Annotated in this window: 12 protein-coding genes; 9 read left to right on the top strand and 3 right to left on the bottom strand. The window is 59.0% G+C overall.

Annotated elements, in window-relative coordinates; all coding sequences use genetic code 11:
• Window position 1 precedes the first annotated feature (1 nt).
• From AEQ67_RS22975 to AEQ67_RS22935, 9 genes are all read left to right on the top strand, one after another.
• On the top strand, window positions 2-1,252 hold the full coding sequence (locus tag AEQ67_RS22975) for a hypothetical protein (RefSeq protein ID WP_059406108.1): 1,251 nt from the start codon (window positions 2-4) through the stop codon (window positions 1,250-1,252).
• A 54-nt stretch (window positions 1,253-1,306) separates the two neighbouring features.
• Entirely contained in the window at window positions 1,307-2,047 is a 741-nt protein-coding gene (locus AEQ67_RS22970; RefSeq protein WP_059406107.1) for a pilus assembly protein, read from the top strand.
• 7 nt (window positions 2,048-2,054) lie between these two features.
• The gene (locus AEQ67_RS22965) at window positions 2,055-2,543 is read left to right on the top strand and encodes a CS1 type fimbrial major subunit (RefSeq protein ID WP_059406106.1); all 489 of its coding nucleotides are present in this window, start codon (window positions 2,055-2,057) and stop codon (window positions 2,541-2,543) included.
• Window positions 2,544-2,970: 427 nt separating this feature from the next.
• Complete coding sequence (locus AEQ67_RS22960; protein ID WP_059406105.1) at window positions 2,971-3,447, top strand: CS1 type fimbrial major subunit; 477 nt, start codon at window positions 2,971-2,973, stop codon at window positions 3,445-3,447.
• A 110-nt stretch (window positions 3,448-3,557) separates the two neighbouring features.
• On the top strand, window positions 3,558-6,080 hold the full coding sequence (locus tag AEQ67_RS22955) for a CS1-pili formation C-terminal domain-containing protein (RefSeq protein ID WP_059406104.1): 2,523 nt from the start codon (window positions 3,558-3,560) through the stop codon (window positions 6,078-6,080).
• A complete protein-coding gene (locus tag AEQ67_RS22950; RefSeq protein WP_059406103.1) occupies window positions 6,081-7,334 on the top strand; it encodes a hypothetical protein in 1,254 nt (417 codons plus the stop codon).
• A 60-nt stretch (window positions 7,335-7,394) separates the two neighbouring features.
• The gene (locus AEQ67_RS22945; RefSeq protein ID WP_059406102.1) at window positions 7,395-8,138 is read left to right on the top strand and encodes a pilus assembly protein; all 744 of its coding nucleotides are present in this window, start codon (window positions 7,395-7,397) and stop codon (window positions 8,136-8,138) included.
• 63 nt (window positions 8,139-8,201) lie between these two features.
• Complete coding sequence (locus AEQ67_RS22940; protein ID WP_059406101.1) at window positions 8,202-8,696, top strand: CS1 type fimbrial major subunit; 495 nt, start codon at window positions 8,202-8,204, stop codon at window positions 8,694-8,696.
• A gap of 88 nt (window positions 8,697-8,784) precedes the next feature.
• A complete protein-coding gene (locus AEQ67_RS22935) occupies window positions 8,785-9,978 on the top strand; it encodes a hypothetical protein (protein WP_236710398.1) in 1,194 nt (397 codons plus the stop codon).
• Between the two features lie 53 nt (window positions 9,979-10,031).
• On the opposite strand, the gene AEQ67_RS22930 is transcribed toward AEQ67_RS22935, so the two are convergent.
• The 3 genes from AEQ67_RS22930 to AEQ67_RS22920 all read right to left on the bottom strand — a co-directional run bounded on the left by AEQ67_RS22930 (window position 10,032) and on the right by AEQ67_RS22920 (window position 22,937).
• Window positions 10,032-14,666 carry a dermonecrotic toxin domain-containing protein gene (locus AEQ67_RS22930; RefSeq protein WP_059406100.1) on the bottom strand — a complete coding sequence of 1,545 codons (4,635 nt, stop codon included), beginning with the start codon at window positions 14,664-14,666 and terminating at the stop codon, window positions 10,032-10,034.
• Window positions 14,667-14,810: 144 nt separating this feature from the next.
• A complete protein-coding gene (locus tag AEQ67_RS22925; RefSeq protein ID WP_059406099.1) occupies window positions 14,811-19,478 on the bottom strand; it encodes a dermonecrotic toxin domain-containing protein in 4,668 nt (1,555 codons plus the stop codon).
• 327 nt (window positions 19,479-19,805) lie between these two features.
• Window positions 19,806-22,937 carry a transglycosylase domain-containing protein gene (locus AEQ67_RS22920; RefSeq protein WP_059406098.1) on the bottom strand — a complete coding sequence of 1,044 codons (3,132 nt, stop codon included), beginning with the start codon at window positions 22,935-22,937 and terminating at the stop codon, window positions 19,806-19,808.
• Between the last annotated feature and the right edge of the window lie 910 nt (window positions 22,938-23,847).

Below are 23,847 nucleotides of genomic sequence, written 5' to 3'. Positions count from 1 at the left end.
TATGAATTTTTCTTTATCGTTAAGAACAGTGGCGATCTTCAGCCTGATGGGCGGCTTGCTGGCCGGGCTCCATGCACCTTCGGCCGAAGCAGTGGTGCAGGAAATACGCGCCAAATTCGTGCCTGATCCGGCGAATCCGTTGGATAACAAGTTTGTCAACACGACTCCGCAAAGCGGCGTGTGCCCCAATTGGATGCCCGCTCAATGCAAGCGTCTGGGCATCTTCAGTCTGCGAGTACCCGGTCTGCGATTCAGTTCGTCACAGCCTATTCCTGCCAACCACTCCGATCCAAGATCGGGCGCGACCTTCAGTGTGCCGTCAAGTTGGCGCGAGCTGGAGGTCGTGCATACTCGAACGGGTGAACGGGAGACTGTTCACATGCGTGTCGCGGGAATTGGTGGTACGTGGAATATCGCGAGGCCGCCGGGGGTCAGTGCATGGGCGCGGCCCGGGGTTGGTTGGTTTAGTCAATGGCGTGCTGCGCCAGCCCCTTGTACAGGTGTAAACGTCGGGGTTGCCGGGGTCAATTTTTCGCCCTTCTTCTGGCTGGTTCCCGAAGGCGCTGGGGCGTGTGGCAGGATTCCCTCTGTCGATATCCCCTGGTTCAACACCTCGGTCGAATACGTCTATGAACTCAGGACGCCCAATCCTCTAGGCATGTCATCAGGGGAATACAAAGGCTCGCTGACTTACACCGCAGGTCCGGGTGGCGATTTCGACATGGGCGACGTCCTGCTCCCGAACGACAGCGCAATCACCCTCAATTTCACTCTGGATGTCATGCATTCGCTCAAGGTCGAGGTCCCGCCGGGCGGGAATCGCATCGAACTGATCCCCCAGGGTGGCTGGCAAGCCTGGCTGAATCAGGGACGTAAACCGGTGCGCCTGTTCCGCGATCAGACCTTTCATGTCTCCTCCTCAAGCCGCTTCAAGATGCAGCTCGAATGCCAGTACGCCGTTGGCAATACCTGTGCATTGCGCGCCGCCGATTCGCCTGATCTTGTCCCGTTGAACACCAGCGTAACGCTGCCTAATGGCCTGACCGATGCGGCGGGCCAAGCGGTCCATCGTCGACCCTTGCACCTCGATGGCAGCGGCACCGAGCTGTTTCAGCCCGGATTTTATCTCGATCGAAAACCGGCAGCCCTGCACTTTGAAATTGCCCGGGAACACGTCGAAACGATGCTGCGCGACGGCGTCTCCAACACCTGGTCGGGCGATGTCACGGTGATCTGGGATTCGGAGGTCTAGGTCCGGTTCTCGTTGTTCCAATTCGTCTGAGTTTGATTATCGAGGTAGTGCTTCATGAAACGTCTGTCGACAGTTTTTGCTTTTTCGCTGTTTTCTCACGCCGTCCTGGCCGGACCGCAAATCAATGTCGGGGTGGTTTATGACTATCTGGATGGCGACAAAAGTTCTTATTTGAAACGGGTATTCAACGGCGGCGAGAGCACCGCGTTCGTCAAGATCAACATTCTCGAAATCCTCTACGACGCCGATGGCAAGGCTCGTGAAGTGCCACTGGCGACCTCGTCCGATGGCACATCCCGCGACGGTCTGATCGCCAGCCCCGCGCGGTTGATCGTACCGGCCAACGGCATGCAGGGCTCGCGTTTGCTGTTCATGGGCGCGCGCGAAAGCGAACGTTATTTCCGTGTGCGTTATGTGCCGGTGGTGCCGGAAAAAGAGGACGAGTTCGCGGTGTCCGTCGAGGAGCGGGAAACCTATAAAAAAAGTCTGTCCGCCGGAGTCAACGTGCTCGCCGGTTACGGCACGGTGTTTTTCGTCCGTCCGAAAGAGACGCGCTTCGACAGCGTGATCGACAACGAAACCAGCCATTACCGGATTAAAAACAACGGCAACAGCGTGGTGGTGATCGACGAGTTCAAGGACTGCTCGGTGAGCAACGAGCAGGAATGCCAGCCAACCACCAAGCATCACATCCTCGGCGGTCGGACGTTCCAGTTCGAAAAGCAGGCGGGTCGTCACTATCGTTTCACGATGACTGAAGGCGCGAAAACTCAAAGCCTGACCGTCAAAGGCTAAGGTCAACATGATCAAACGATTGTTAACCCTCACTGGCATGGCGCTTGGGGCGCTGACCAGTGTCAGCGCGCCAGCCATTGTCGAGCGCCAGACCTTTGCTGTGTCGGTCACCGTGCCGACTGCGGAGTTTTATGTGCTACCCGTGGACCCCGGCTGGATCGGTCGTGAACAGACGTTGCACTGGAATCTGACTGCTGAGGAATTAAGTCCTCTGCGCAAACATTTCGATGTCCGCAACAGTAACGGCGCGATCGCTGCGCGTTTGAGCATGGAGCCTTACCTGAGCAATGGCAGGGACGGCGACAACATCGCCTTGGCGGTGCGATTCAACCGGACTCGGCTCACGGTGGATAACACCGAAGTCATATCGAAACTGGATGGCAAAACCGGCAAGCGGGTCGAGCTGGAAATCGCCGCCGTCAAACCGGACAGCGGCTACAAGCCCGGTGATTACCACGGCAACGTGCACATGATTTTCGAGGCCATTGCGCCTTGACGGGGGGAGCATGGCCATTTCGAACCCCTCAATATCGAAAAAACAGTGGTTTTTAGTGCAGGTAGAAAGGTGAAATTAGTGTTAACTCTCTAATGTTCCGATTTCGCCCTTTATTTACGGCTTATGTAGTATCTGTCTGACGGACGTTATTGTATGCCGCTCGCTGTTAATAGTTTGAATACGCGCTGTTTGTAGTACAAGTCTTACAGTCAGGCATCAACTTTACTGTATTCTCAACTTTTTTCCCTCCACAGTAATGGCGTTCCGGCTACGCGTTTGTCGGAACTTGCCTGCTTACTTTCCAGATCGATTGATCGATCATCTGTCGGCGTTGAAAGTTCAGCTGGATAAATGGCTGCTCGTGACAGTTCTTGCTCATTAAGAACTTTCAACGATTCAATTATTTTAAAACGACAGGTACTGACTAATGTTCAAGAAAATCGCGTTTGCTGCTCCTCTGGCTGTTCTGGCACTGAGCTCCTCGATGGCGTTTGCCGCCACCGAAGCCAAGCACTCCATCAGCATTGTTGCCCATGTTCCGACTGATGACTTCTACGCGGTGCCGGTCGATTCGGACCTGGTCAATAAAGACCAGGACATGAGCTACAACCCGTCTACCGGTGCCATGCGTACTGTCGACGGGCACTTTGACGTGCTGCACACCGCCGGCAAGGTTCACGCCCGTCTGGAAGGCGTACCGAAGCTGATCGCCGGCAACAAGACCATCGATTTGAAAGTCGAGCTCAACGGCAAGGAACTCACTACCGCGTCCCAGGAAGTGGTCGGTGACACAGAGTCCAACGTTCGTTACCGCGCGCCGTTCAAGATCAGCGCCAAAGGCGCCAAGTTTGATGCTGGCGACTATACCGGCGTCGTCATGTTGGTGGTTGAACCTTCCGTCTAAGCAACACCCGCGACGGTAAAACGTTTACTTGTTCAAGTAACGTAACCGGTCGGCAAACTGTTCGGTTTGTCGGCCGGGCTTTGACTTCCTTGTAATCAGAGTATTTGTTCATGTTCCCGATGACGCCCATCGCGGCAGCGCTTGCGTTGCTGTTATGTAGCAGTGCATTTGCGGCGCCTACTTCTGTTGATAATACGCCTAGAAGTTTGCTGGCCCAGGCCAAGGGGCTGCCGGCGGAGTTCGAAGAGCATTTCTTCGATGTGCCATTGGCGGTGCGGGTCGAGCTCGATCAACAACCCCTCGGCGAGGCGATGATTGTGTTGTCCCGCGATGACCGGGTCACGTTGCTTGAATTCACCGACACCAGTGACAGTCGCTTCAGCGCCAGCGAACGCGACACCTGGTCCGACATTCTAAAACCCGGCGTGGCGCTGGGCACTTGCACCGGCCAATGCCCGGAACAGATGCTGGCGGTGCACTACAACCTGGAAAACTCGTTGCTGTCGATCGTCAGCGAAAATGCCGAGCGCGACACTGAAGCCAAGCGATTCTACGATCAGCCCGAAGGCGGCAGCAGCGGCCTGATGGTGCGCAACCAGCTCAATCTCAATGGCGGCCAGGATCAGGACCTGGGCGGGCGTTTTGGCCTGGAGGCCAGCGGCAGCCTGGGCAACTGGAGCCAGACGTTCAACATGCAACTGGCGCGTCTTGGCGGGCCGGACACCAAGACCTATCACGCGGTACATGAGCTCTTCACCCAGCGCGAACTGCAAGGCAGTTTTTTTCGCCTGGGTTATTTCACCCCCAATCCCGAGGGCCTGCCCCGTCAGCCGCGCTCGTTCGGCACCAGCCCCGACACCGCCGTGGGCGTGATGTATGGCAGCTCCGACAGCCTGGCGATCGACAGTCCGAAACCCAGCGTCTATCCGGTTTACGTCACCGCCAATCGCCAGGCCTCGGTGGAGATCTATCGCGATGGTTTGCTGATCAACACCCAGTCGGTGCCGGCAGGTTTGCAAACCCTTGATACCCGGCCATTGCCCGGTGGTATTTACGAAGTGGAAGTGCGCCTGATCGAAGACGGCCAGACCACTTCGACCACCCAGGAACTGATCTACAAGCCGAACAACTGGCGCAACCACGACGAGCGCTGGCGCTACAACCTGTTCGCCGGGCAGGAAAGCAAACTGCTCAGCAACTGGGACCAACAGGAAAGTGGCGATGCGACGGCGGGCGCCGCGATCAACTATTTGTTGCATCCAAGGGTGATTCTCGGGCTCTCGGCACGTCAGGTTCGCGACACACTGCAGTACGGCAGTTCCATCGACTGGAGCCTGGCCAACAGCGTCAACCTGTACGCCAACCTGTATCAGACCGAAGACCATGGCACCGGCGCCGATCTGCAAGCGCTGTACAACTATGGCGCGGGCAGCCTGGTGGTGAGTCACAACCGCAGCTGGCTCGACACCAGTAACACTTACGACACACTGCCCGATGGCACCCGTGTGCGCCAACGAAATGTGTTCACCGGCGAGACCAGCAATTCATCGCTGGCGCTCAACCACCGGATCAGTCGCAAAAGCTCGTTCAACGCACGGGTCTCTCACAGTGACGGCAACGTTGAAGGCGTCGGCGTCGACCTGGGCTGGACGCAACGCACGATGGTGCTCGGCAGCGATGCCAACTGGCGGCTGTCGCTGTTCGATCGTCCGGGCAGTTTCAGCAGCGGCGATGCGCGCAATCGTGGCGTTGATCTGAGCATCAACATGGCGCTGGGCGGTCCGGGGCAGCAGGTTTCCGGGAGCATCGGCAGCCGTACTGCCCGCGATGGCAGCCGCGACACCAACGCCTCGCTCGGCTATCGCAAAGACCTGCAAGACCATGTGTTGCAGAGCGTCTCGGTGACCGCGCTGACCGACACTTACGGCATCGGCCTGTCGAGCCTGGCGAACTTTCGCACCGATGCGGTCAACGGCGACGGGTTCATTCAGCGCTCGTCGTTCAACGACAACTTCACCGGCGGCTTGAACCTGGACAGCACCGTGGTCGTCGGTGGCCAACGCCTGGCCCTGACCAGTCAGCATCAAGGACGCGGGGCCGGGATGATCATCGATGTCGAATCCGACATCGAGGGCGTCGCGTTGCGCGCAGACGACCTCAGCGGTGGCAGCGCGGCGTTACGGCCAGGGCGCAATTTCATTCCGCTGACGGCCTACAAAAACAGTTCGGTGAGCTTCGACTTCGAAGGCAATCACGCCCCGGCGGCCAGCATCGAACCGGCCCGCACCCGCTATCACCTGAACAAGGGCGGCGTGGAGTATCGCAAGGTCTACGTGATGAAAACCCTGACCGTGCTCGGCCGTCTGGTCGACCCGCAAGGTCGGCCGCTGAAGGGCCATCACGTGATCAACCACGCCAGCCGTGGGGTCAGTGAAGTCGACGGCTTCTTCTCGATGGAAATGCATGCCGGTTCACCGACGCTGGAAGTGCGGTATGCCGATCAGCTGTTGTGCCAGTTCCGACTCGATACCGACAAGCACCGCAGTGAAAACAACGTGTTGATGATCGGCGATCTGCGCTGCTCGCCGGATACCCTGGCGGATGCGTCATTCACTCGCCAGGAGGCCAGTTGAATGGTGAACCTCAAGACGAACCTGCCGCAGTGGCTGTGCTTGCTGGCGTTGTTGGTGGCGCCTTCGGCCGATGCCGCGCAGCAGGAAATCAGAGCGTTGTTCACCCCGGATTCGGCGAATCCGCAACGAAACACCTTCATCAACAAGACCCCGGTCAGTGGTTACTGCGCGGATTATCCCAGTGAGTGTCGGGATAACGAGACCTTCAGCATCCGCCTGCCCATGCGTTTCCAGTCGACCAGTGCGTTGCTGCCCAATGCCGCGCCACGCCGAAACGCGATGTTCAGGACGCCCGCGCAGTGGCGTGTATTGACGGTGACCAACGCCGATACGGGAGAAAGCGAGAAAGTCGAGGTGCGTATCGCCGGCTTCGGATCTCAATATTTGCTGAGTGATACCGCCGCCAATCTCACGGGCGCACCGACGGCACTGGAAGGCCACCGGCGTCTGTGGTCCGGAGGGTCGCTTGGCAGTTGGGTAAATGCACCACCTCCGTGTCAGTACAGCGGCGTGGGCGCTTATTCGGACACCCAATATCGATTTTTCTGGAAAACCCCGGTCGAAGCGGCCTGCGTCAAGTTGGCCGAATTCGAGATTCCGGCAATGTCCTACGAGTATCTGGATTTTGCCTACGAGCTAAGGACGCCGAACCCGCTTGGCATGTCGTCGGGGCTTTATACGGGGAGCCTGAGTTACCGCATGGGTCCCAATGGTGATTTCGATATGGGCGATGTGATGGTGCCCGACGATTCCGATCTGACGCTGAGTTTCGTCCTGGATGTTCAGCACACGCTCAGGGTCGACATTCCTCCCGGCGGTGAGAAAGTCCAATTGCTGCCGGCAGGTGGCTGGCAAAGCTGGCTGGCGGCAGGGCGTCGCCCGGTGAAGTTGTCCCGCGACCAGACTTTCAATATCTCCGCCTCATCACGTTTCAAGATGCAGCTGACTTGCGGCATCGGCCTGAATAACGAATGCGCGCTGGAAAATCGTGAGGAGAACCGTCGGGTCGAGCTGCTGGTCAGCGTCAGCCTGCCGAACGGCTTGACCGACGTCAGTGGGCAGCCGGTCAGACGCCTGCGATTGAGGCCTGGTGCAGTGAATGCGCAACAGTTTCAACCCGGTTTCTATGTCGACCGGGCACCGGGAACCTTGCACTTCGAGGTCGCGGCACATCAGGTGGAATTCATGGTGCGACCCGGCGTGGCCGGCACCTATGCCGGCTCGGTTTATGTGATCTGGGATTCAGAAATCTGACGGGCTGCGCATCGAAAACTCGAGCCAGCACTGTGTTCAATGTCGTGGGGTTTTAAGGTTATGAAACGTCTGTTGCTAATGATGGGTTTGAGCGGCTTTTCCCTGGGGCTTCAGGCCGGGCCGCAAATCAACGTCGGAACGGTGTACGACTATCTGGATGGCGACAAAAGCACCTACCTCAAGCGCGTGTTCAACAGCGGCGACAGCACGGCCTTCGTCAAGGTCAACATTCTGGAAATCGTCTACGACGCCGACGGCAACGCCACTGAAGTGCCGGTCACCAGCGACCCTGGTGCGACATCGCGCGACGGGCTGATGGCCAGTCCGGCGCGTCTGATCATTCCGGCCAACGGCATGCAGGGCACGCGCCTGTTGTTCATGGGCGGGCGCGACATCGAGCGCTATTTCCGCGTGCGCTTCATCCCGGTCGTGCCGGAAAAGGAAGACGAATTCGCGGTGTCCAGCGATGAGCGCGAGGACTACAAAAAGAACCTGTCGGCCGGCGTCAACGTCATGACCGGCTTCGGCACGGTGTTCTTCGTCAGGCCGAACAACAGCCGTTACGACAGCCAGATCGAGAATGGTGCGAGCACCTACCGCATTCGCAACAACGGCAATACGTCGGTGGTCGTCGATGAGTTTCGCAACTGTTCGATCAAGCAGGAAAACCAATGCGAGCCCACCACCAAGCACCACATCCGTGCTGGAAAAGAGTTCGCGTTCGACAAACAGCCCGGTCGTGAATACCGCTTCAACCTGGTCGAGGGCGCTTCGAAGAAGGCCCTGCACATTGCCAGCCAGTAACCACCGGCACACGCGAGCGACCGTCGTTGCCCGCCGCTTTTTTTGACGTAACAGGTATCTGAAATGATCAAGTTATCGGCCATCGCTCTGTGGACAGGCGTCACGGCATTGATGAGTTCCCTGGCATTCGCCGCCCGCGAAGAGCACAGATTCGACGTGTCGGTGGATATTCCGACGTTGGGTTTCTACGTGATACCGGCCGAATCGAACTGGATTCATCTCGAGCAGACCTTGCCGTGGAACATCCACACCTCAACGCTGGAAGGGCTGCGCAAGAACTTCGACGTCAAGCATGACAGCAGCGCCATCCACGCGCGGCTGGAGAGCGAGCCCTACCTGTCCAACGGCCGCGACGATCAGAACATCTACTTGCTCGTCAGTTTCAACGGCAAGGCTTTGAGCCACGACGCGCAACCCCGGGAAGTGCTGTCGCGTGCCCAGGCTGTCGCGGGCGGGCGCTTTGCCCTGCATATCCAGCCGAAAGTGCCCGCAGGCGGGTACAAGCCGGGTCGCTACTACGGCAGCGTGAATCTGGTCTTCAGTGCGGCAGCGCCTTGAAGTCGGGCAGGTCAAAAACGAACAGGATGACTGGAGTCAGGGAAAGTTGAAGATTACTCATTGGTTGTTGAGCACATGGGTGCTGGGGATGATCGCGGCGCCGGTGCAGGCCGAGCAGGTAGATATCACCGCCTTGTTCAAACCGGACTCGGCGCGCCCGCAAATGAACAAGTTCCTGAACACGACGCCGCCCAGTGGTTACTGCGCCAATTACCCTGGGCAGTGCGAAGAGAATCAGACATTCAGTTTGCAGGTGCCGATTCAATTCGATTCGCGTGCGCCGATTCGGGCTAACCATGATTCACCTCGTCAAGGGGCGATGCTGAAAGTCCCGGCGCAATGGCGAGAACTGACGGTCTATCACGAAAGTACCGGCGAGCCGGAAACGGTGCGGGTGAGGATCGTCGGCATCGGTTCCCAGTATGTGACTGAGGACGTCATGCAATTGGTCGGTGGTGCCGAAGATCACCGGGTCGCACACAATTTGTTGTGGGGATTGAGTTGGGTGTATAGCCCTGCTCCCTGCGTTTACAGCGGGGTCGGCTGGTTTATCCCGACCGCCTACAGTTTTTTCTGGAAGACCCCGGCACAAGAGGTGTGCGCAAAACAGGCCAAGTTCGATATCCCCTGGCTGCGCCTGGACTACCTCGATTTTGCTTATGAACTGGAAACCCCGAATCCCTTGGGCATGTCTTCAGGGCATTACCGCGGCGCGCTGACTTACACCGTCGGCCCGAACGGCGACTTCGATTTTGGCGACGTCATGTTGCCGAGCAGTTCAAGCCTGACCCTGAACTTCAACCTCGACGTCCAACACACGCTCAAGGTCGATATTCCGCCGGGTGGCAACAAGGTTCAACTGGTTCCCGCAGGCGGCTGGCAGAGTTGGTTGCAGGCGGGGCGCCGGCCGGTGCGATTGTTCCGTGACCAGATCTTTAATATCTCGGCCTCAACGCGTTTCAAGATGCAGTTGATTTGCGGAATCGGCCTCATTCCCGATTGCGCGCTTGAGAATCGTGACGCGAACCGTCGAGTCCAGTTGTACGTCAGCGTCAGCCTGCCGAACGGCTTGACCGACCTCTCCGGACAGCCGGTCAGGCACCGTCGATTAATGCCGGGCCCAGAAAACGCGCAACAATTTCAGCCCGGTTTCTATGTGGACCGCGCACCGGGAATTTTGCATTTCGAGGTCGCGCCCCATCAGATGGAAGTCATGATGCGACCGGGTGTTGGAGGCACCTATTCCGGCAGCGTCTATGTGGTCTGGGATTCTGAAGTGTGAGCGGGCTGATGCAGCTTGACCGCATTTGTGCCGTCAAGCTGCATTAGCCGGGTTTATTGACCGGCTCGCCTCAACGCCTCACGGGTCAGTCGTCTCGACAACTCTTTCTCCTCGTCACCCAAATCGACGAGCAACCTGTCGAAGATCGCCTCGCTGATCGGTTCATCGGCGAAGACGACCGTCGCGGGCACCGGTAGATCGTTCATGAGGTCATTGAGACTGTTGCGCAATTCGGCTCGACGAAGGTCCGACGTGGCTTCGGCCCATTCCCGTTGAGTGGAGCGCAGGGTCTCAAGCAGCTCGTATTTGTGCTGATACTCGCGTTTGTTCGCCTCGATCTGAACCGGGTATTTTTCTTGCAGATAGCCCTGCCAAAATTCCTGTTCGAGCATTTTGTTAAGCAGCCCATCACCTTCGCCCAGCGCCAGAACTGTGTCGTAGGCCTGATCGATCATGGCGTCGGTGACACCGGACACCGGCCTGAATAACATGCCTTCGGATTGCCACGGCAACTGCAAGCGATCAGCCAGACCGGTCTGATAGGCCAGATAGACCTCGACATCGTCCGGGTCGCCACCACGACTGGCGACATCGGCGCGGGCAATCTCGTTGACGTGCTCCAGTCGCGCGGCGCCTTGGGCCAGGGTCACCAGTTTGCGCTCCAGCTCCGCGGGGTCCGTGGAGTAGGAGTAAGCCTCGGAAGCAAGCACCTGGATACCCATGTTGTTGAACAGCTGCGTCCCGGCATCGGCGCAATCGACTGGGGCGATGGCCATGGTGTAGAGCTTTTCTCGCAGAGCGGTATCGATGTAGACGGCATCGAGCATGCGCACCACGCGCTGCAGCAGTTGCCTGCGGGGTTCGCCACCGAGACGATAGTCGGCGGAGTTTTTCGTTTCGTGCACCACGGTCAGGAACCGATGGGATTGCGGGTCGTCGGTCAGTTCAAGCCAGTGTGTCGTCCGGTCTATTCCCCAGCCGGGCACATCGGTCCAGTTGTCCGGGTTGGTGGCGTTGATGACCACGTTTATCGGCGTGGTGGAAGCCGCGAGCGGCTCCGGGGGTAAATTCAGTGAGCGACGGATTTCCTGGTATCGCAGTTGGTTCAGCTCCGACAGATTGCCGACGTCTAGCCGGGTACGCGCGATCACCCAGGCTTGTGCCGAGCCTGGGACGACTTCGGGAATCAGGTCGACGGGGTTTTCCCGCAGGTCCAGCAAGAAGCCACGCGGTCTGGTTTTCGCCAGCGTGCCCTCGGGCCATGTGGTCAGCCCTGTTTTTTTCAGCGCCACGACTTTCAGCCTAGGCATGCGGCTGATGTCTGGCGGTAACGCCAGCGGATTACCGTCAAGCCGGAGGATTTCCAGGTAGGTCAGGTGCTTGAGTTGCTCGACGGCGCGCGCGTCCAGCACGATCGCGTTATCGCTCAATTGCAGCCGTTCCAGTCGGTGCAGGGAGGCGATGCTTTCGGGCAGGCTCGTCAGGTCGCAACGTCTGGCGCTGAGTTCGCGAAGACTCGGGAAGGCTTTGAGCACGCCGTTCGCTTCGCTGGAAAACCGCGTATTGCCGAGTTTCAGAACAGTGATTTTGTCGAGGAATTTTTTCAGCTCCGGGGGGCGTTTTGACCACCAGGTTTCCAGGTTCAGGGGCAGCATCTCGGTGGAGAGGTCCAGCGAGTAGCTGTCCGGATCGGCACGGCGCCCGATATCGCTGTACTTTCGCTTGAAGCTGTTGAGCAGGCTCTCGGCGATATGTTGGCCGCCACCATCACGAAAAGCAGTGCTGCCCGGCCCCCAGCCGCTTTCTTGCAGGTATTCCCAACGATTGAGGATCACGCGCAGTTCATCCAGATCGTTTTCCCGTTGCTCGATGGCTTGCATCGGCTCACCTTTGGCGATCAAGGCATTGGCGAAGGCGTCGACTTCGCTGTCACTGAAATCCTTGTGCAGGTCCAGGATGCGCTCGTGCAGGGTTTCGCCGGCCCGGCTGGTGAATGGGCCTCGCACCAGCAGCAGTGTCTGATGCTCGGGCACGGCGCGGATGGGTGGCGTGGCGAGTAGCGTTCGACGTTCGCCGGGAGGCTCGATCTTGACCATGATCCACTGCCTGAAGCGTTCGGCGTCCCCCGGTTTGAAGCCCAGCGCGTTTTGCCCATTGCGCTCGGTCGCCTGCAGCAAGGCTTCGAAAAAACCATCCGCTGCATGGATCGGCTGATTCGACCCGTCACGCACCTCATATTTTCCTGCGCCATCATGAATCAACACCCGGACCCGCGCTGCGTTCTCGGGCCCGGCGTTACTGCGCAGTTCACCGTCGAATGTGCCTTCCCTGATCTCGACGCGCAGCTCACCGAAGGTGTCGCTGTTGATGCGCAAGGTGCCGAGCACCAGGCGTTCCGTGTCGATGTTGATCAACGTGTCACCGTACAGACCGTGGGCGGCGCGCACCGATTGCGTCTCGAATTGCAGTTCCCGCGCCTGACTTTTCAGGCGCAGCGGCAGGCGCTTTTTCTGTTCGATCTGTTGGCGCTCGGCGGCGCTGGCGTTGGCGAGAATGCCTTGCGCCACCGTGTCAGGCAGGTCGGGGAACTCGCTGAACAGCGCAACGGCGTCGGCGGGCAGCGGGGTGGCAGCAGGCCCGGTTGACCCCAGGCGTTGCAGGGTGTCGGTCAGCAACGGCGGCGGTGCGGCGTTGTCCATGTGCATCTGCCGCAGCGCCGCTTCATGGGTGCCGCTGATCTGCCGAATCTGTTCCAGTTGTTCATCGCTGAAGGACTCGGTGGTATGACCGATTCGCCGCATCAATGTCGAGCCTTGCCACTCACGCGGGTTTTCCGTTTCGCTGACCCACGCGCCTTGGCCGTTGTGCCGCAGCGTTGGTGAATACGCGTCAGCGCGTTGTGGATGCTGGATGCGGTGCTGCCCGGTGGTCGAGTCTTGTTGCACTTCATAGTGCTGATCGCCTAACCGCACAATACGCTGGTCCTGATGCAGGTAAATACCTTGCTCGTTCGGTCTTGCATCGGTGGGCAAGCTCAGTTCAGTCATCTCATAGGACGACAGATCAGGGTTCCACAAACGCGTCTGGCCGTTCGCCAACTGCACCGGTTTCAAGCTTTCGAAAAACGGCGAGAGTTGCGCCCGCGCAACGTTGCCAATCGCGGCTCCGGCGGCGAACGCACCGAGTTGCACAACACTTTCCAGCACGCCAATGGCTTGCTCGCCAGCCTCGGCGGCGCGGCCTTCAGCCAGATCGACGAGGCCCTCGACCACTTCGTCGGTGAGTTGATACGCGGTGTAGGCCAGCATCAGTTGACCCAATCCTGGCACCAAGGGCGTCGCCACCAGCAACGCGACATTGAGCATGTCCGAGAGGATTTTTTCCAGGTTGTCCCACCAGGCCCAACGGGCCATGCGGTCGGCGTATTCGGTGGAAACCGCGATTTCCCGGGCGTCGTTGAGGATCTTGTTCAACTTCTGCCGGTAGAAATAGCCCCACAGATCGCCGTTGAAGCGGGTCTGGCGATCGTCCTGGATCTTCGACAGACTGAAGTGCAGATTGGGGTTATCCACAGGCGTGTCGCGCCAACTCGGCAGGTTCGATCCCGGTGCGAGCGGTTGCCATTTGACTTTGCTCAGGCGCTCATTCAGCCCGGCAAAAAAATGCCCGCGCTGTTGCTGATCGACGAACTGGCTGAAGAATTTCTGATAGTTCTCGGGGGAGGTCGTGTCACGCAGTTGCCGTGTCAGTTCGGCCATGAATTCGAGCGACGATGGGTACTGCTTGAGCGGGTGCTCAGGGTCGTGAGGAATGTACGCAATCACCGGGACGGTGGCCTTGGCGGTGAACACGTCGGGCGCGATCAGGACCACGCCAGTCAGGGACGCATCCATCATCGACAGGTTGTAATAGCTGACGGTTTGCCCGCGCCATTGCAGGTTCCGGCGGTCATCGAGCATGCCCTGCACGACGTCGTACGCGTCCTGGTCGATGTCATTTTTCATCAGCGCCATGCGCGCCGCGACATTCAGCGCACTTTTCTGACTGAGGATGACTTTATGGCGCAAGACGTTGTTCGCCACGGTGTTCGCTTGCAGTAGACATTCATTAAGGTGCTGTTCGTATCGGGCGCCGATGTCCAGTTCGCGACACAGGGATGTGAATTGCTCGATGCTGATTTTTTGCTTCAGGTGCTTGACTGCGAAATGCCCACGGGCATCGGGGCGGGTGATGAATTCGCTGTCGCGGGTGAAGGTCTCGCCGCTGGAAAAATTATGCAGCGCCGCATCAAGCAAGGAGATGGTGCGGCTGCGAGTGCCTGACGCAAAGTCATGCACCCACCACGATGAGTTAACCGGCGCATACAGTCGCAGCCAGGTGTGCTCGACGTCATCTTCGACACCGAAGCGCTCGTTCAGCGCGTGTTGCAGCAGAGGTTTGGCGAACGCGTAAACATCCTGCAGGTTGCTCAGTGCCTGATCGACATTGTTCTGCGCGGCCCAGCTGAGCTTGAGGTCATTCTTCAGGCGGCGGTGGGTCGCAGGCGAAGACGTTTTGTACCAAACGGGAATCTGTAACCTGGCTGTTTTCAATGCGCTGATTCTGCGCAGGGAGGCATTTTCCAGCCATGGCGGGATCGCCTTTTTGATCAATTGGTAATGAACGCTTTCGGGAGGGGAGCTTGGCATTGCGTGATCGTCCGTTGATAGGTGTGATTCCTGGTGTTGTAGGAGCGAGCTTGCTCGCGATGGACCTGAGGGCAGCGCGTGTATCCAGTAGCCACGCGTTATCGTTAACGTCCATCGCGAGCGAGCTCGCTCCTACAGAAGCCTTTACTGCTTGGCTTTTCTCAGCGCTTGGCGGGTCAAGTGTCTGAACAGGTCTTTTTCGCCGTTAGCCAGATCGACGAAAATCCCGTAGTACGTCTCGTCGCTGATCGGTTGATCGGCAAAAACCACGGCCTCTGTCACGGGCAGATCGGCCATGAGTTCGGTGAGTTGGTTGCGCAGTTCGGAGCGTTGTAGCTCCGACGAGGATTGGAGCCATTCGCGCTGGGTGGAGCGCTGGGTGTCCAGCGCGTCGGATTTGCGCTCGTACAGTTGTTTGTTGGTCTGGGTCTGGATCGAATAGGTTGCTTCCAGATAGTCCTGCCAAAACTGCTGTTCGAGCATTTTGTCGACCAGGCCGTCGCCTTCGCCCAAGGCCATTACCGTGTCGTAGGCTTGATCGATCATGGTGTCGCTGACGCCGGAGGTCAGCCGGTACAACATGCCTTCCGATTGCCAAGGCAAGTTCAAGCGATGGGCCAGGCCGGTCTGGTAGGCCAGATAGACTTCGACATCGTCAGTGGTGCCCCGGTGGCTGGCGACATCGGCGTGGGCAATCTCGTTGACGTGCTCCAGCCGTGCCGCGCCTTTGGCCAGGCTGACCAAGCGCTGTTCCAGCTGCACGGCATCGGTGGAGTACGAATACGCTTCAGACGCGAGCACCTGAATGCCCATGTTGTTGAACAGTTGCGCACCGGCGTCTGCGCAATTGACCGGGGAAATCGCCATGGTGAACAGCTTTTCCCGCAACTCGGTATCGAGGTAGACGGCATCGAGCATGCGCACGGTGCGTTGCATCAACAGATCGCGGGCCGGGCCACCGGCGCGGTAATCAGCCGATTTTTTTGTTTCGCTCAGCACCTCCAGGAACCGCTGCGACAGAGGGTCGTCGCTCAGTCCCGGCCAGTAGATTGCACGCTTGGCTCCCCAACCAGGCACGTCGGTCCAGAACTCCGGGCGGGTCACGAGGATGTCTTCGGAGGGCGGTCTGTCAGATGTCTCGATGGGTTCCGGGGGCAGTGCCAGCGAGCGACGCATTGCCTGGTAGTGCAGCTGGTTCGACTCCGACAACTGACCGACATCCAGGCGGGTGCGCGCCACGACCCAGGCTTGCGGTGATTCGGCAACGACCTCGGGCATCGCGCTGATCGGGTTACCCCGCATATCCAGCAGGAAGCCACGGGGCCTGGGTTTGGCCAGCGTGCCGTCGGGCCAAGTGGTCAGCCCGGTATTTTTCAGCGACACGACTTTCAGCCTCGGCATGCGGCCGATGTTCGGCGGCAGCGTCAAGGGGTTGCCGTCGAGCCTGAGTATTTCCAGATGGGTCAGGCGGCCAAGTTGCTCAACGGCAGGGGCATCCAGAACGATTTTGTTGCCACTCAGTTGCAGGCGTTCCAGGCGTGGCAAGGCACTGATGCTTTTCGGCAGGCTCGTGAGCTCGCAGCCTCTGACACTGAGTTCGCGAAGGTTCGGGAAGGCTTTGAGCAAGCCATTGGACTCAGCGGAAAACAGACTGTTGTCGAGTTTCAGGTGGGTGATTTTGTCGAGGAACTTTTCCAGTCCCGGTGGCCGTTTCGACCACCAGCTTTCCAGATTCAACGGCGTTCCTTTTCTGGAGAGATTCAGCGAGTAGCTGCTCGGGTCGGTTCGACCACCGAGGCCGTTGCTTTTTCGCGCGAAGGCATCGATCAGACCCACTGTGATCAGTACGCCACCCGTATCCCGAAATTCGTGAGTCGCGCTTTTTTCATGGTGCTTCTTCCAGCGCATCAGGATGTCGAGCACTTCCTTGTATTCTTTTTCTCGCTGCTCGATGGCGCGTAACGGCTGGCCTTCTGCAATCAAGGCTTTGGCGAACGCATCGACCTCGTTCTCGCTGAAGTCCTCGTGCAGGTCCAGAATGCGCTCGTGCAGGGTTTCACCGGCTCTGCTGCTGCCCGCGCCGCGCACCAGTAAAACAGTCTCATGCCTGGGCAGGGCGCGAATCGGCGGTGCGGCCAGAATCGTCCGTCGTTCGTTGGGCGCAGCCGTTTTAGCCATGACCCATTGCTTGAAATCGGCGGCGTCGCCCGGCCTATAGCCCAGCGCAAACTGTCCATCACGTTCGGTGGCATGAAGCAGGGATTCAAAGAAATCATCCGCCGCACGAATTGGCTGATCCGTGCCGTCGCGCACCTGATACTTCCCCGCATCGTCGCGAATCAGTACCCGGACTCGCGCAGCGTCTTCGGGCCCGGCGCTGCACCGAAGCTCACCGTCGAATGATCCTTCACGGATGTCGATGCGCAGTTCACCGAAGGTGTCGCTATTCATGCGCAAGGTGCCCAGCACCAGGCGTTCGGTGTCGATGTTGATCAAGGCGTCATCGTACAGGCCGTGGGTGGCGCGGACCGATTGCGTCTCGAATTGCAGTTCTCGCGCCTGGGCTTGCAGGCGCAGCGGCAGGCGATCGTTTTGCTCGATCTGCAAGCGCTCCTCGGTGCTGGCGCTGGCCAGGATTCTTTGCGCTACGGTGTCGGGCAGCTCCGGGAACTCGCTGAACAGCAAGGACGTCTCGGCGGGTAGTGGGGCAACCGCAGGTGCGGCCGATCCGAGCCGTTGCAGGCTATCGATCAGCAACGGCGGGGGCGGGGCGTTGTCCATGTGCCCTCGACGCAGCGCGGCTTCCGGGATGCCGCTGATCTGGCGAATCTGTTCCAGTTGTCCGTCACTGAAGCCATCGGTGGCGTGACCCAGGCGCCGCATCAATGTCGAGCCTTGCCATTCGCGTGGATTTTCGGTTTCGCTGATCCAGGCACCTTGGCCGTTGTGTCGCAGGGTCGGTGCGTAGGCATCCTCTCGCGTTGGATGCTGGATGCGGTAGTGCCCGGTGTCGGGATCTTCTGCCACTTCGAAGAGTTGCTCGTCCAGCCGCACGATGCGCTGGCCTTGATGTTGATGGATGCCCAAATCATCGGGCCGGACTTGCGTCGGCAGGGCCAGGTCCGGTTGTTGATAAGGGCCGAGGTCGGCGTTCCATAAGCGCGACTGGCCATCGGGCAATTGCACCGGTTTCAGGCCTTCGAAAAACGGCGAGAGTTTCGCCCGCGCGACGTTGCCAATCGCGCCGCCCGCAGCGAACGCACCCAGCTGGACCACACTTTCGAGCACGCCGATGGCCTGCTCGCCAGCCTCTGCTACGCGGCCTTCGGCAAGGTCGACGATGCCCTCGACCACTTCATCGGTCAGTTGATACGCGGTGTAGGCCAGCATCAGCTCGCCAAGGCCGGGCACCAACGGAGTCGCCACCAGCAACGCAGCGTTGAGAATGTCCGAGAGCATTTTTTCCAGGTTGTCCCACCAGGCCCAGCGGGCCATGCGGTCGGCGTACTCGGTGGAAATCGCGATTTCCCGCGCGTCGTTGAGAATCTTGTTGAGCTTCTGTTGGTAGAAGTATTCCCACAGATCGCCGGTAAAGCGGGTCGCGCGATCATCCTGAATCGTTGTCAGGCTGAATTGCAGATTGGGGTTATCCACAGCTGTTTCGCGCCAGCTGGGCAGGTTCGATCCTGGTGCGGCCGGCTGCCATTTCACATTGCTGAGACGGTCATTCAACCCGGCAAAAAAATGTCCGCGTTGCTGATGGTCGACGAATTGGCTGAAGAACTGCTGATAGTTTCCGGGGGCGGCGGTATCGCGCAGTTGCCGCGTCAGTTCAGCCATGAAGTCCAGCGACGACGCGTATTGCTTGAGCGGGTGTTCCGGGTCGTGAGGGACATACGCGAGCAGGGGCGCGGGTTCGCCGCTGGCCGTTGATTCGGTGGTGATCACGACAATGCCGGTGAGGGCGGCGTCCATCATCGCCAGGTTGTAGTAGCCGATGCGCTGGCCGTTCCATCGCTGAATTTCATGGTCGTCGAGCATCCCGCGCACCAGGTCAAAGGCATCCTGGTCGATGTCGTTCATCATCAGGGCCATGTGGGCCGCGACGGTGAGCGCGTGCTTCTGGCTGAGGGTGACTTTGTGGCGCAGGAAACTGCTGGCCACAGGGTTTGCGGACAGAAAAAACTCGTTCAGGTGCTGTTCGTATCGGGCACCGATGTCCAATTCACGACACAGGGTCTTGAACTGCCCGATGCTGATTTTGTGCTTCAGGTGTTTGGTTGTGAAATGACCCGCGACATTGGGGCGGGTAATGAATTCAGAATCGTCGGTGAAGGTCTCGGCGCTGGAAAAGTTATGCAGCGCGGCGTCGAGCAAGGAGAGGGTACGGCTGCGAGTGCCTGAGCCAAAGTCATGCACCCACCATGACGCGTTTACCGGGGCATACAGTCGCAGCCAGGTGTCCTCGACGTCATCTTCAACACCGAAGCGGTCTTTCAACGCCTGTTGCAACAAGGGTTTGGCAAAGGCGTAGACGTCTTGCAGATGGCTCAGCGTCTTATCGACGTCGTCCTGCGCAGTCCAGGCTTGCTGCATTGCACTTTTCAGATCCTGGTGGGCTTCGGCCGAGGCATTCCTGTACCAGTCGGGCAACGTCAGTCTGACGGTTTTCAGGGCTTTGACACGTGCAGTCGAGGTGTTCAGCAACCAGGCAGGGATGGCCTTTTTGACCAATTCATAGTGGACACTGTTCTCGGGATCGGCGGCAGGCGCCTGATCTGACCGACCCAGTGTCTGGGGTATTGTGTGCATCGTTTGATCGTCCATTGATCAAGAGTGGAGCGACCAGACTAGGTAAGCGACCTCCGCAAAAAAAGCTCAAAAACCTGTTGGTAACGGTGCCTGTTTTCGGTGGGAACCGCGCAAAATCAAAGAGTAAAAAATACATAGTTACCGCCAAAGCGAACGCGATATGTAGCAGCTGGCGAAGCCTGCGTTCGGCTGCGAAGCAGTCGTAATACCTGAATTTGCGATCTTCCTGAAACACCGCATCGCCTGATTTTACGACTGCTGCGCAGCCGAACGCAGCCTCGCAAGCTCGACAGCTGCTACAGAGCCGAACGCAGGCTGCGCCAGCTGCTACAGGGGATGTGTGGTGACGGTTGCGACGACGGGCTGCTCGCACATCGTGTGCGTTCCCGGTTGCAGATACGGCGACAATATCGGCGCCATGCCTTTGAGCACTTGCACCGGCAGTGCCGAGGTGAACTTGAAGTTCTCCGCCGAGCGCCCCGGCACGAACGCGGTCAGGGTGCCGAAGTGGGTATCGCCGATATAGAACACAAAGGTGGCCGTGCGGTTGATCGACTTGGAGCTGAGAATCCGCCCGCCGGAACCGATGGCTTCGATACGGTTGTCGCCGGTTCCGGTCTTGCCGCCCATGGCCAGCGGGGTGCCGTCGGCTGTTTTGAAACTGCCGGACACGCGTTTGGCCGTACCGGCATCCACCACCTGGGAGAGGGCTTCGCGCATCGCCGAGGCCACTTCGGATGGCATGACCCGTTTACCGACATCCGGGTCATTGATCAGTTGGGTTTCATACGGCGTGTTAGCCGCAAAGTGCAGGCTGTCGATGCGCAGCGTCGGCATCCGCACACCGTCGTTGAGAATCGTGCCGATCAATTCCGCCAGCGCCGCAGGACGGTCGCCGGAGCTGCCGATGGCGGTGGCCAGCGAGGGCACCAGATGATCGAACGGGTAGCCGACTTTCTGCCAGCGCTGATGAATGTCGAGGAATGCCTCGATCTCCAGCATGGTGCGAATGCGGCTGTCACGGGCGCCCTTGTGTTTGCTCTTGAACAACCAGCTGTACACTTCCTGGCGTTCGAACTGACTGGCTTTGACGATCTGGCTCCACTTGGCATCCGGGTTGTTCAGCAAGTAACCCATCAGCCACAGGTCCAGCGGGTGAACCTTGGCGATGAAGCCCTGATCCGGCAGGTCATAAGCACCGGGGCTGTAATTTTCATAGAGGCGTTGCAGGCGCTCATCGGTGAGTTTTTCGGTGAGCTTGGCGCCTTTGAGGTGCGAGCGTACGAAGGTGTTGAAGCTTTCCTGGCTGGCCTGTGGCAGCAGATAGCGGTGCACCGCGGCCATGCGAATCGGCGTCGGGCGCATGCTGTCGAGGAAGGTCTCAAGCCGCGCCTGGGTGTCTTTGTTTTTGTATTTTTTCCAGAACTTCAGCAGGAACGAAGTGCCTTCGCGATCGGCGAACGAAGCCAGGTATTCCTGACGCCGTGGGTCGCGGTCGTCCTTGAGCAATTCGGCGCTGCTGTTGGGACCGGAATAGGTGGTGTAGCGCACCAGGTCACGCATCAGCCGAATGAACGGCAGGTTGATCGACTCACGAATGGCATCGCGCAGGGTCGGCAGGCGGCCGTTGTCTTCGTTGCGAAAGTTGTGGAATACGTGCAGCCCGCCACCGGTGAAAAAGGCTTCGCCGGGACTGGCGGAGTATTTGCGGTCCAGGGCGGCCCCCAGCATCGTGCGCAGGTCGCGATCCTTGTTCTGGATCAGGTAATCGACGGCCCAGCGACTCAGCCGGTCCTGGTCCGGCACGTCGACTTTCTTCAGTTCCGGGATGGTCATCCCGGCGTATTTGTCATGCAGCTCGGAGATGATCTGCAAATAGGTGGTCAGCACGCGCATTTTGGCGGTGGAGCCCAATTCCAGTTTGCTGCCTTCGTTGATATCGAAGGGCTGATCGGTGCTGTCGGTTTGCACCCGTACCCGCGAGCCGTCCGGCGTCAGCTCGAACAGCGTGAAGCTGTAGCGCACTTGCGTGGTACTGGTGGGGGTGAGCAGGCGTTCGCCGATCAGGCCGATTTGCGCTGCATAGGCCGGGTCGGCCAGGTGCTTGAGGTATTCGGTGGCCTGGGTTTGCAACTCGCCTTGCAGGGTGCTGGTGGCCGAGAGATCGAGGCGGTCGAGGTCGTACAACGGACGATTGAGCAGGCCGCCCAAACGGCTGCGTGCCACGCTGATGCCCTTGTTGGTTTCGATCGGCTGGATGGTCGGCTGGGTTTGCCAGTCGCGATAGGTCACCTGGCTGGCCAGTGCCGCTGCCGCCAGGGGCGCATCGATCACGCCGTTCTGCGCCAGCAGGCGAATGTGGCTGTCGGTGAGGTCGGCCAACTCGTCGTGACCCTTGGTCAGGTAATGGGAAGGGCGGCGCTGGGCAATCATCAATGAGAGCATTTCGCGCAGGGCCAGGCCTTTTTCCGCCATGCTTTTTGGATCCGTCGCGGTGCTGGCCAGCCGTTCGTTGGCCTTGTTGAAATCTGCGCCGTACCAGACGCGCAAGCCTTCGGCCATGCCATGCACTTCACCGTGGCCCGGTACGGCCGACAGCGGCACGCTGTTGAGGTAGTCGCGAACCACGTTCTGCCGAGCTTCAAGGGTATCCGGCCCGGCCTGATAAGCCCGCACGCTGGCGGAAATCATCTGGCGGATTTTTTCCCCGCCCGACACCGTCAAGCCATCGGGTGAATGCCGGTATTTCTCAAGTTGCGTGGCCAGGGTACTGCCGCCCGCCGACTGCCCCGGCAGGTGCATCAGCTTGGCGACCTGGGACCAGGCGGCCATGCCGAACCGAGGCCAATCCACCGCCGGATTGGCCAGCGGCTGACGAGGATCGAGCAGGAAGCGGTTTTCGATGAACAGCAAGCTATTGACCACCACCGGCGGGATCGCCGCAAAGCTGGAATAGAGTTGTTGTGGGTATTTGTACTGGTACAGCGGTGCTGCGCGGCAATCGGTGATCAGCAACCCGGCCTGGATTTTCTCGGCATAGGGCACGAACAAACCCTTGTCGCTGTAGTTCATCAGCGCCGGGGAAAAGCGGGTTTGCGACGAAATGACGTAGTCACGCTTGAGCAGCCGAGGCAGGAATTCATCCAGAGAGCTGTAGCCCAGGCGCAAATCGAACGGCCCGGCGCCGGGGTAGCGAATCGCGTCGCTGGGGCCGGGTTGTACGTCATAGCTCAGGGACGCGGCATATTTGCTGACTTCCCGGGCTTGAAATTTCGAGGTGCGCATTTCTTTGGCGGCGGCCAGACCCAGGACAATCAGGATAATCAGCAGCAACAACCAAAAGGCCTTCCACCCGTGCTTGGTACGACTGCCAGGGGTTTTTTCAGGAATAGGCGCTTCATCCACACGTTCAGTCGGAACCACGGTTTTACTCGAATCGGTTTGCCATAACGCGCCCATAGTCGACTGATCCATTCACGCAGATTGATCGGACTTGTCTGAAGCTTAGACGGTGGATGGCAATGGTGAAAAAATTGTGAGGATCCAAAGTTGGGATTCGGATGCATATCCGTTTTTCGGTAATGGTTGTTTTTTGATCGTGTACATATCCGTTTCTTCGGTAACGGCGACTGGCGGTTCCGCTCTTACAGCGGGTCACTTTTGGCAAACGCCCCAAAAGTAACCAAAAGGTCTTGCCCCTCCATTCGGTGCCTCGCTGTGGCTCGGCATGCCCTCACTCCGGCATTGCTCCGGGGGCCCGCCGCCATCGGCCATCCATGGCCGGGGGCGGCTAACCCGGCATCCATGCCGGGTTGCCCCCTGCGCAACGCCTGCGTTCGGCCTCTGGGAAAGGGGCGGCAGATCAAGATTAAAAAGCCGAAGCAAAGCAACGGCAAGATCAAAAGATCGCAGCCTTCGGCAGCTCCTACATTGACCGTGTGTACCCATCTATTTGTATCGCACCGATCCCCTGTAGGAGCGAGCTTGCTCGCGATGGACCCACAGGCACCGGGTGCTCCTGTTGAAACGCGTCATCGTTAACGTTCTTCGCGAGCAAGCTCGCTCCTACAGGGGAATGCGTATTCCCCAATCAGGCCGGCCTGCAGGCCGCCGTGCTTTTGATTTTGATGCACCGTCCCATCGAGAGGCCGAGTGGAGGTTCTGCGCAGTGGGCAACCCGGCATGGATGCCGGGTTAGCCGCCCCCGGCCATGGATGGCCGATGGCGGCGGGCCCACGGAGCAGGACCGGAGCGAGGGCATGCCGAGCCTTAGCGAGGCACCGAACGAAAGGGGCAGAAGCGCTTTGGTTACTTTCGCGCTTTTCGAAAGTGACCCGCCGTAAGGGCGGAACCAATATCAGCCATCACC

This window comes from Pseudomonas sp. RIT-PI-q, from assembly GCF_001297125.1.
In the GTDB taxonomy this organism is placed as follows: domain Bacteria; phylum Pseudomonadota; class Gammaproteobacteria; order Pseudomonadales; family Pseudomonadaceae; genus Aquipseudomonas.
Note: the sequence above shows the minus strand (reverse complement) of the source record. Positions and strands in the feature narration are given on the sequence as shown.

What these genes read in the sequence shown, in the direction of transcription:
- AEQ67_RS22975 (WP_059406108.1), top strand. Translation starts at nt 2, where the DNA reads ATGAATTTTTCTTTATCGTTAAGAACAGTGGCGATCTTCAGCCTGATG.
- AEQ67_RS22965 (WP_059406106.1), top strand. Translation starts at nt 2,055, where the DNA reads ATGATCAAACGATTGTTAACCCTCACTGGCATGGCGCTTGGGGCGCTG.
- AEQ67_RS22970 (WP_059406107.1), top strand. Translation starts at nt 1,307, where the DNA reads ATGAAACGTCTGTCGACAGTTTTTGCTTTTTCGCTGTTTTCTCACGCC.
- AEQ67_RS22920 (WP_059406098.1), bottom strand. Translation starts at nt 22,937, where the DNA reads ATGGGCGCGTTATGGCAAACCGATTCGAGTAAAACCGTGGTTCCGACT.
- AEQ67_RS22940 (WP_059406101.1), top strand. Translation starts at nt 8,202, where the DNA reads ATGATCAAGTTATCGGCCATCGCTCTGTGGACAGGCGTCACGGCATTG.
- AEQ67_RS22930 (WP_059406100.1), bottom strand. Translation starts at nt 14,666, where the DNA reads ATGCCAAGCTCCCCTCCCGAAAGCGTTCATTACCAATTGATCAAAAAG.
- AEQ67_RS22960 (WP_059406105.1), top strand. Translation starts at nt 2,971, where the DNA reads ATGTTCAAGAAAATCGCGTTTGCTGCTCCTCTGGCTGTTCTGGCACTG.
- AEQ67_RS22945 (WP_059406102.1), top strand. Translation starts at nt 7,395, where the DNA reads ATGAAACGTCTGTTGCTAATGATGGGTTTGAGCGGCTTTTCCCTGGGG.
- AEQ67_RS22955 (WP_059406104.1), top strand. Translation starts at nt 3,558, where the DNA reads ATGTTCCCGATGACGCCCATCGCGGCAGCGCTTGCGTTGCTGTTATGT.
- AEQ67_RS22935 (WP_236710398.1), top strand. Translation starts at nt 8,785, where the DNA reads ATGATCGCGGCGCCGGTGCAGGCCGAGCAGGTAGATATCACCGCCTTG.
- AEQ67_RS22925 (WP_059406099.1), bottom strand. Translation starts at nt 19,478, where the DNA reads ATGCACACAATACCCCAGACACTGGGTCGGTCAGATCAGGCGCCTGCC.
- AEQ67_RS22950 (WP_059406103.1), top strand. Translation starts at nt 6,081, where the DNA reads ATGGTGAACCTCAAGACGAACCTGCCGCAGTGGCTGTGCTTGCTGGCG.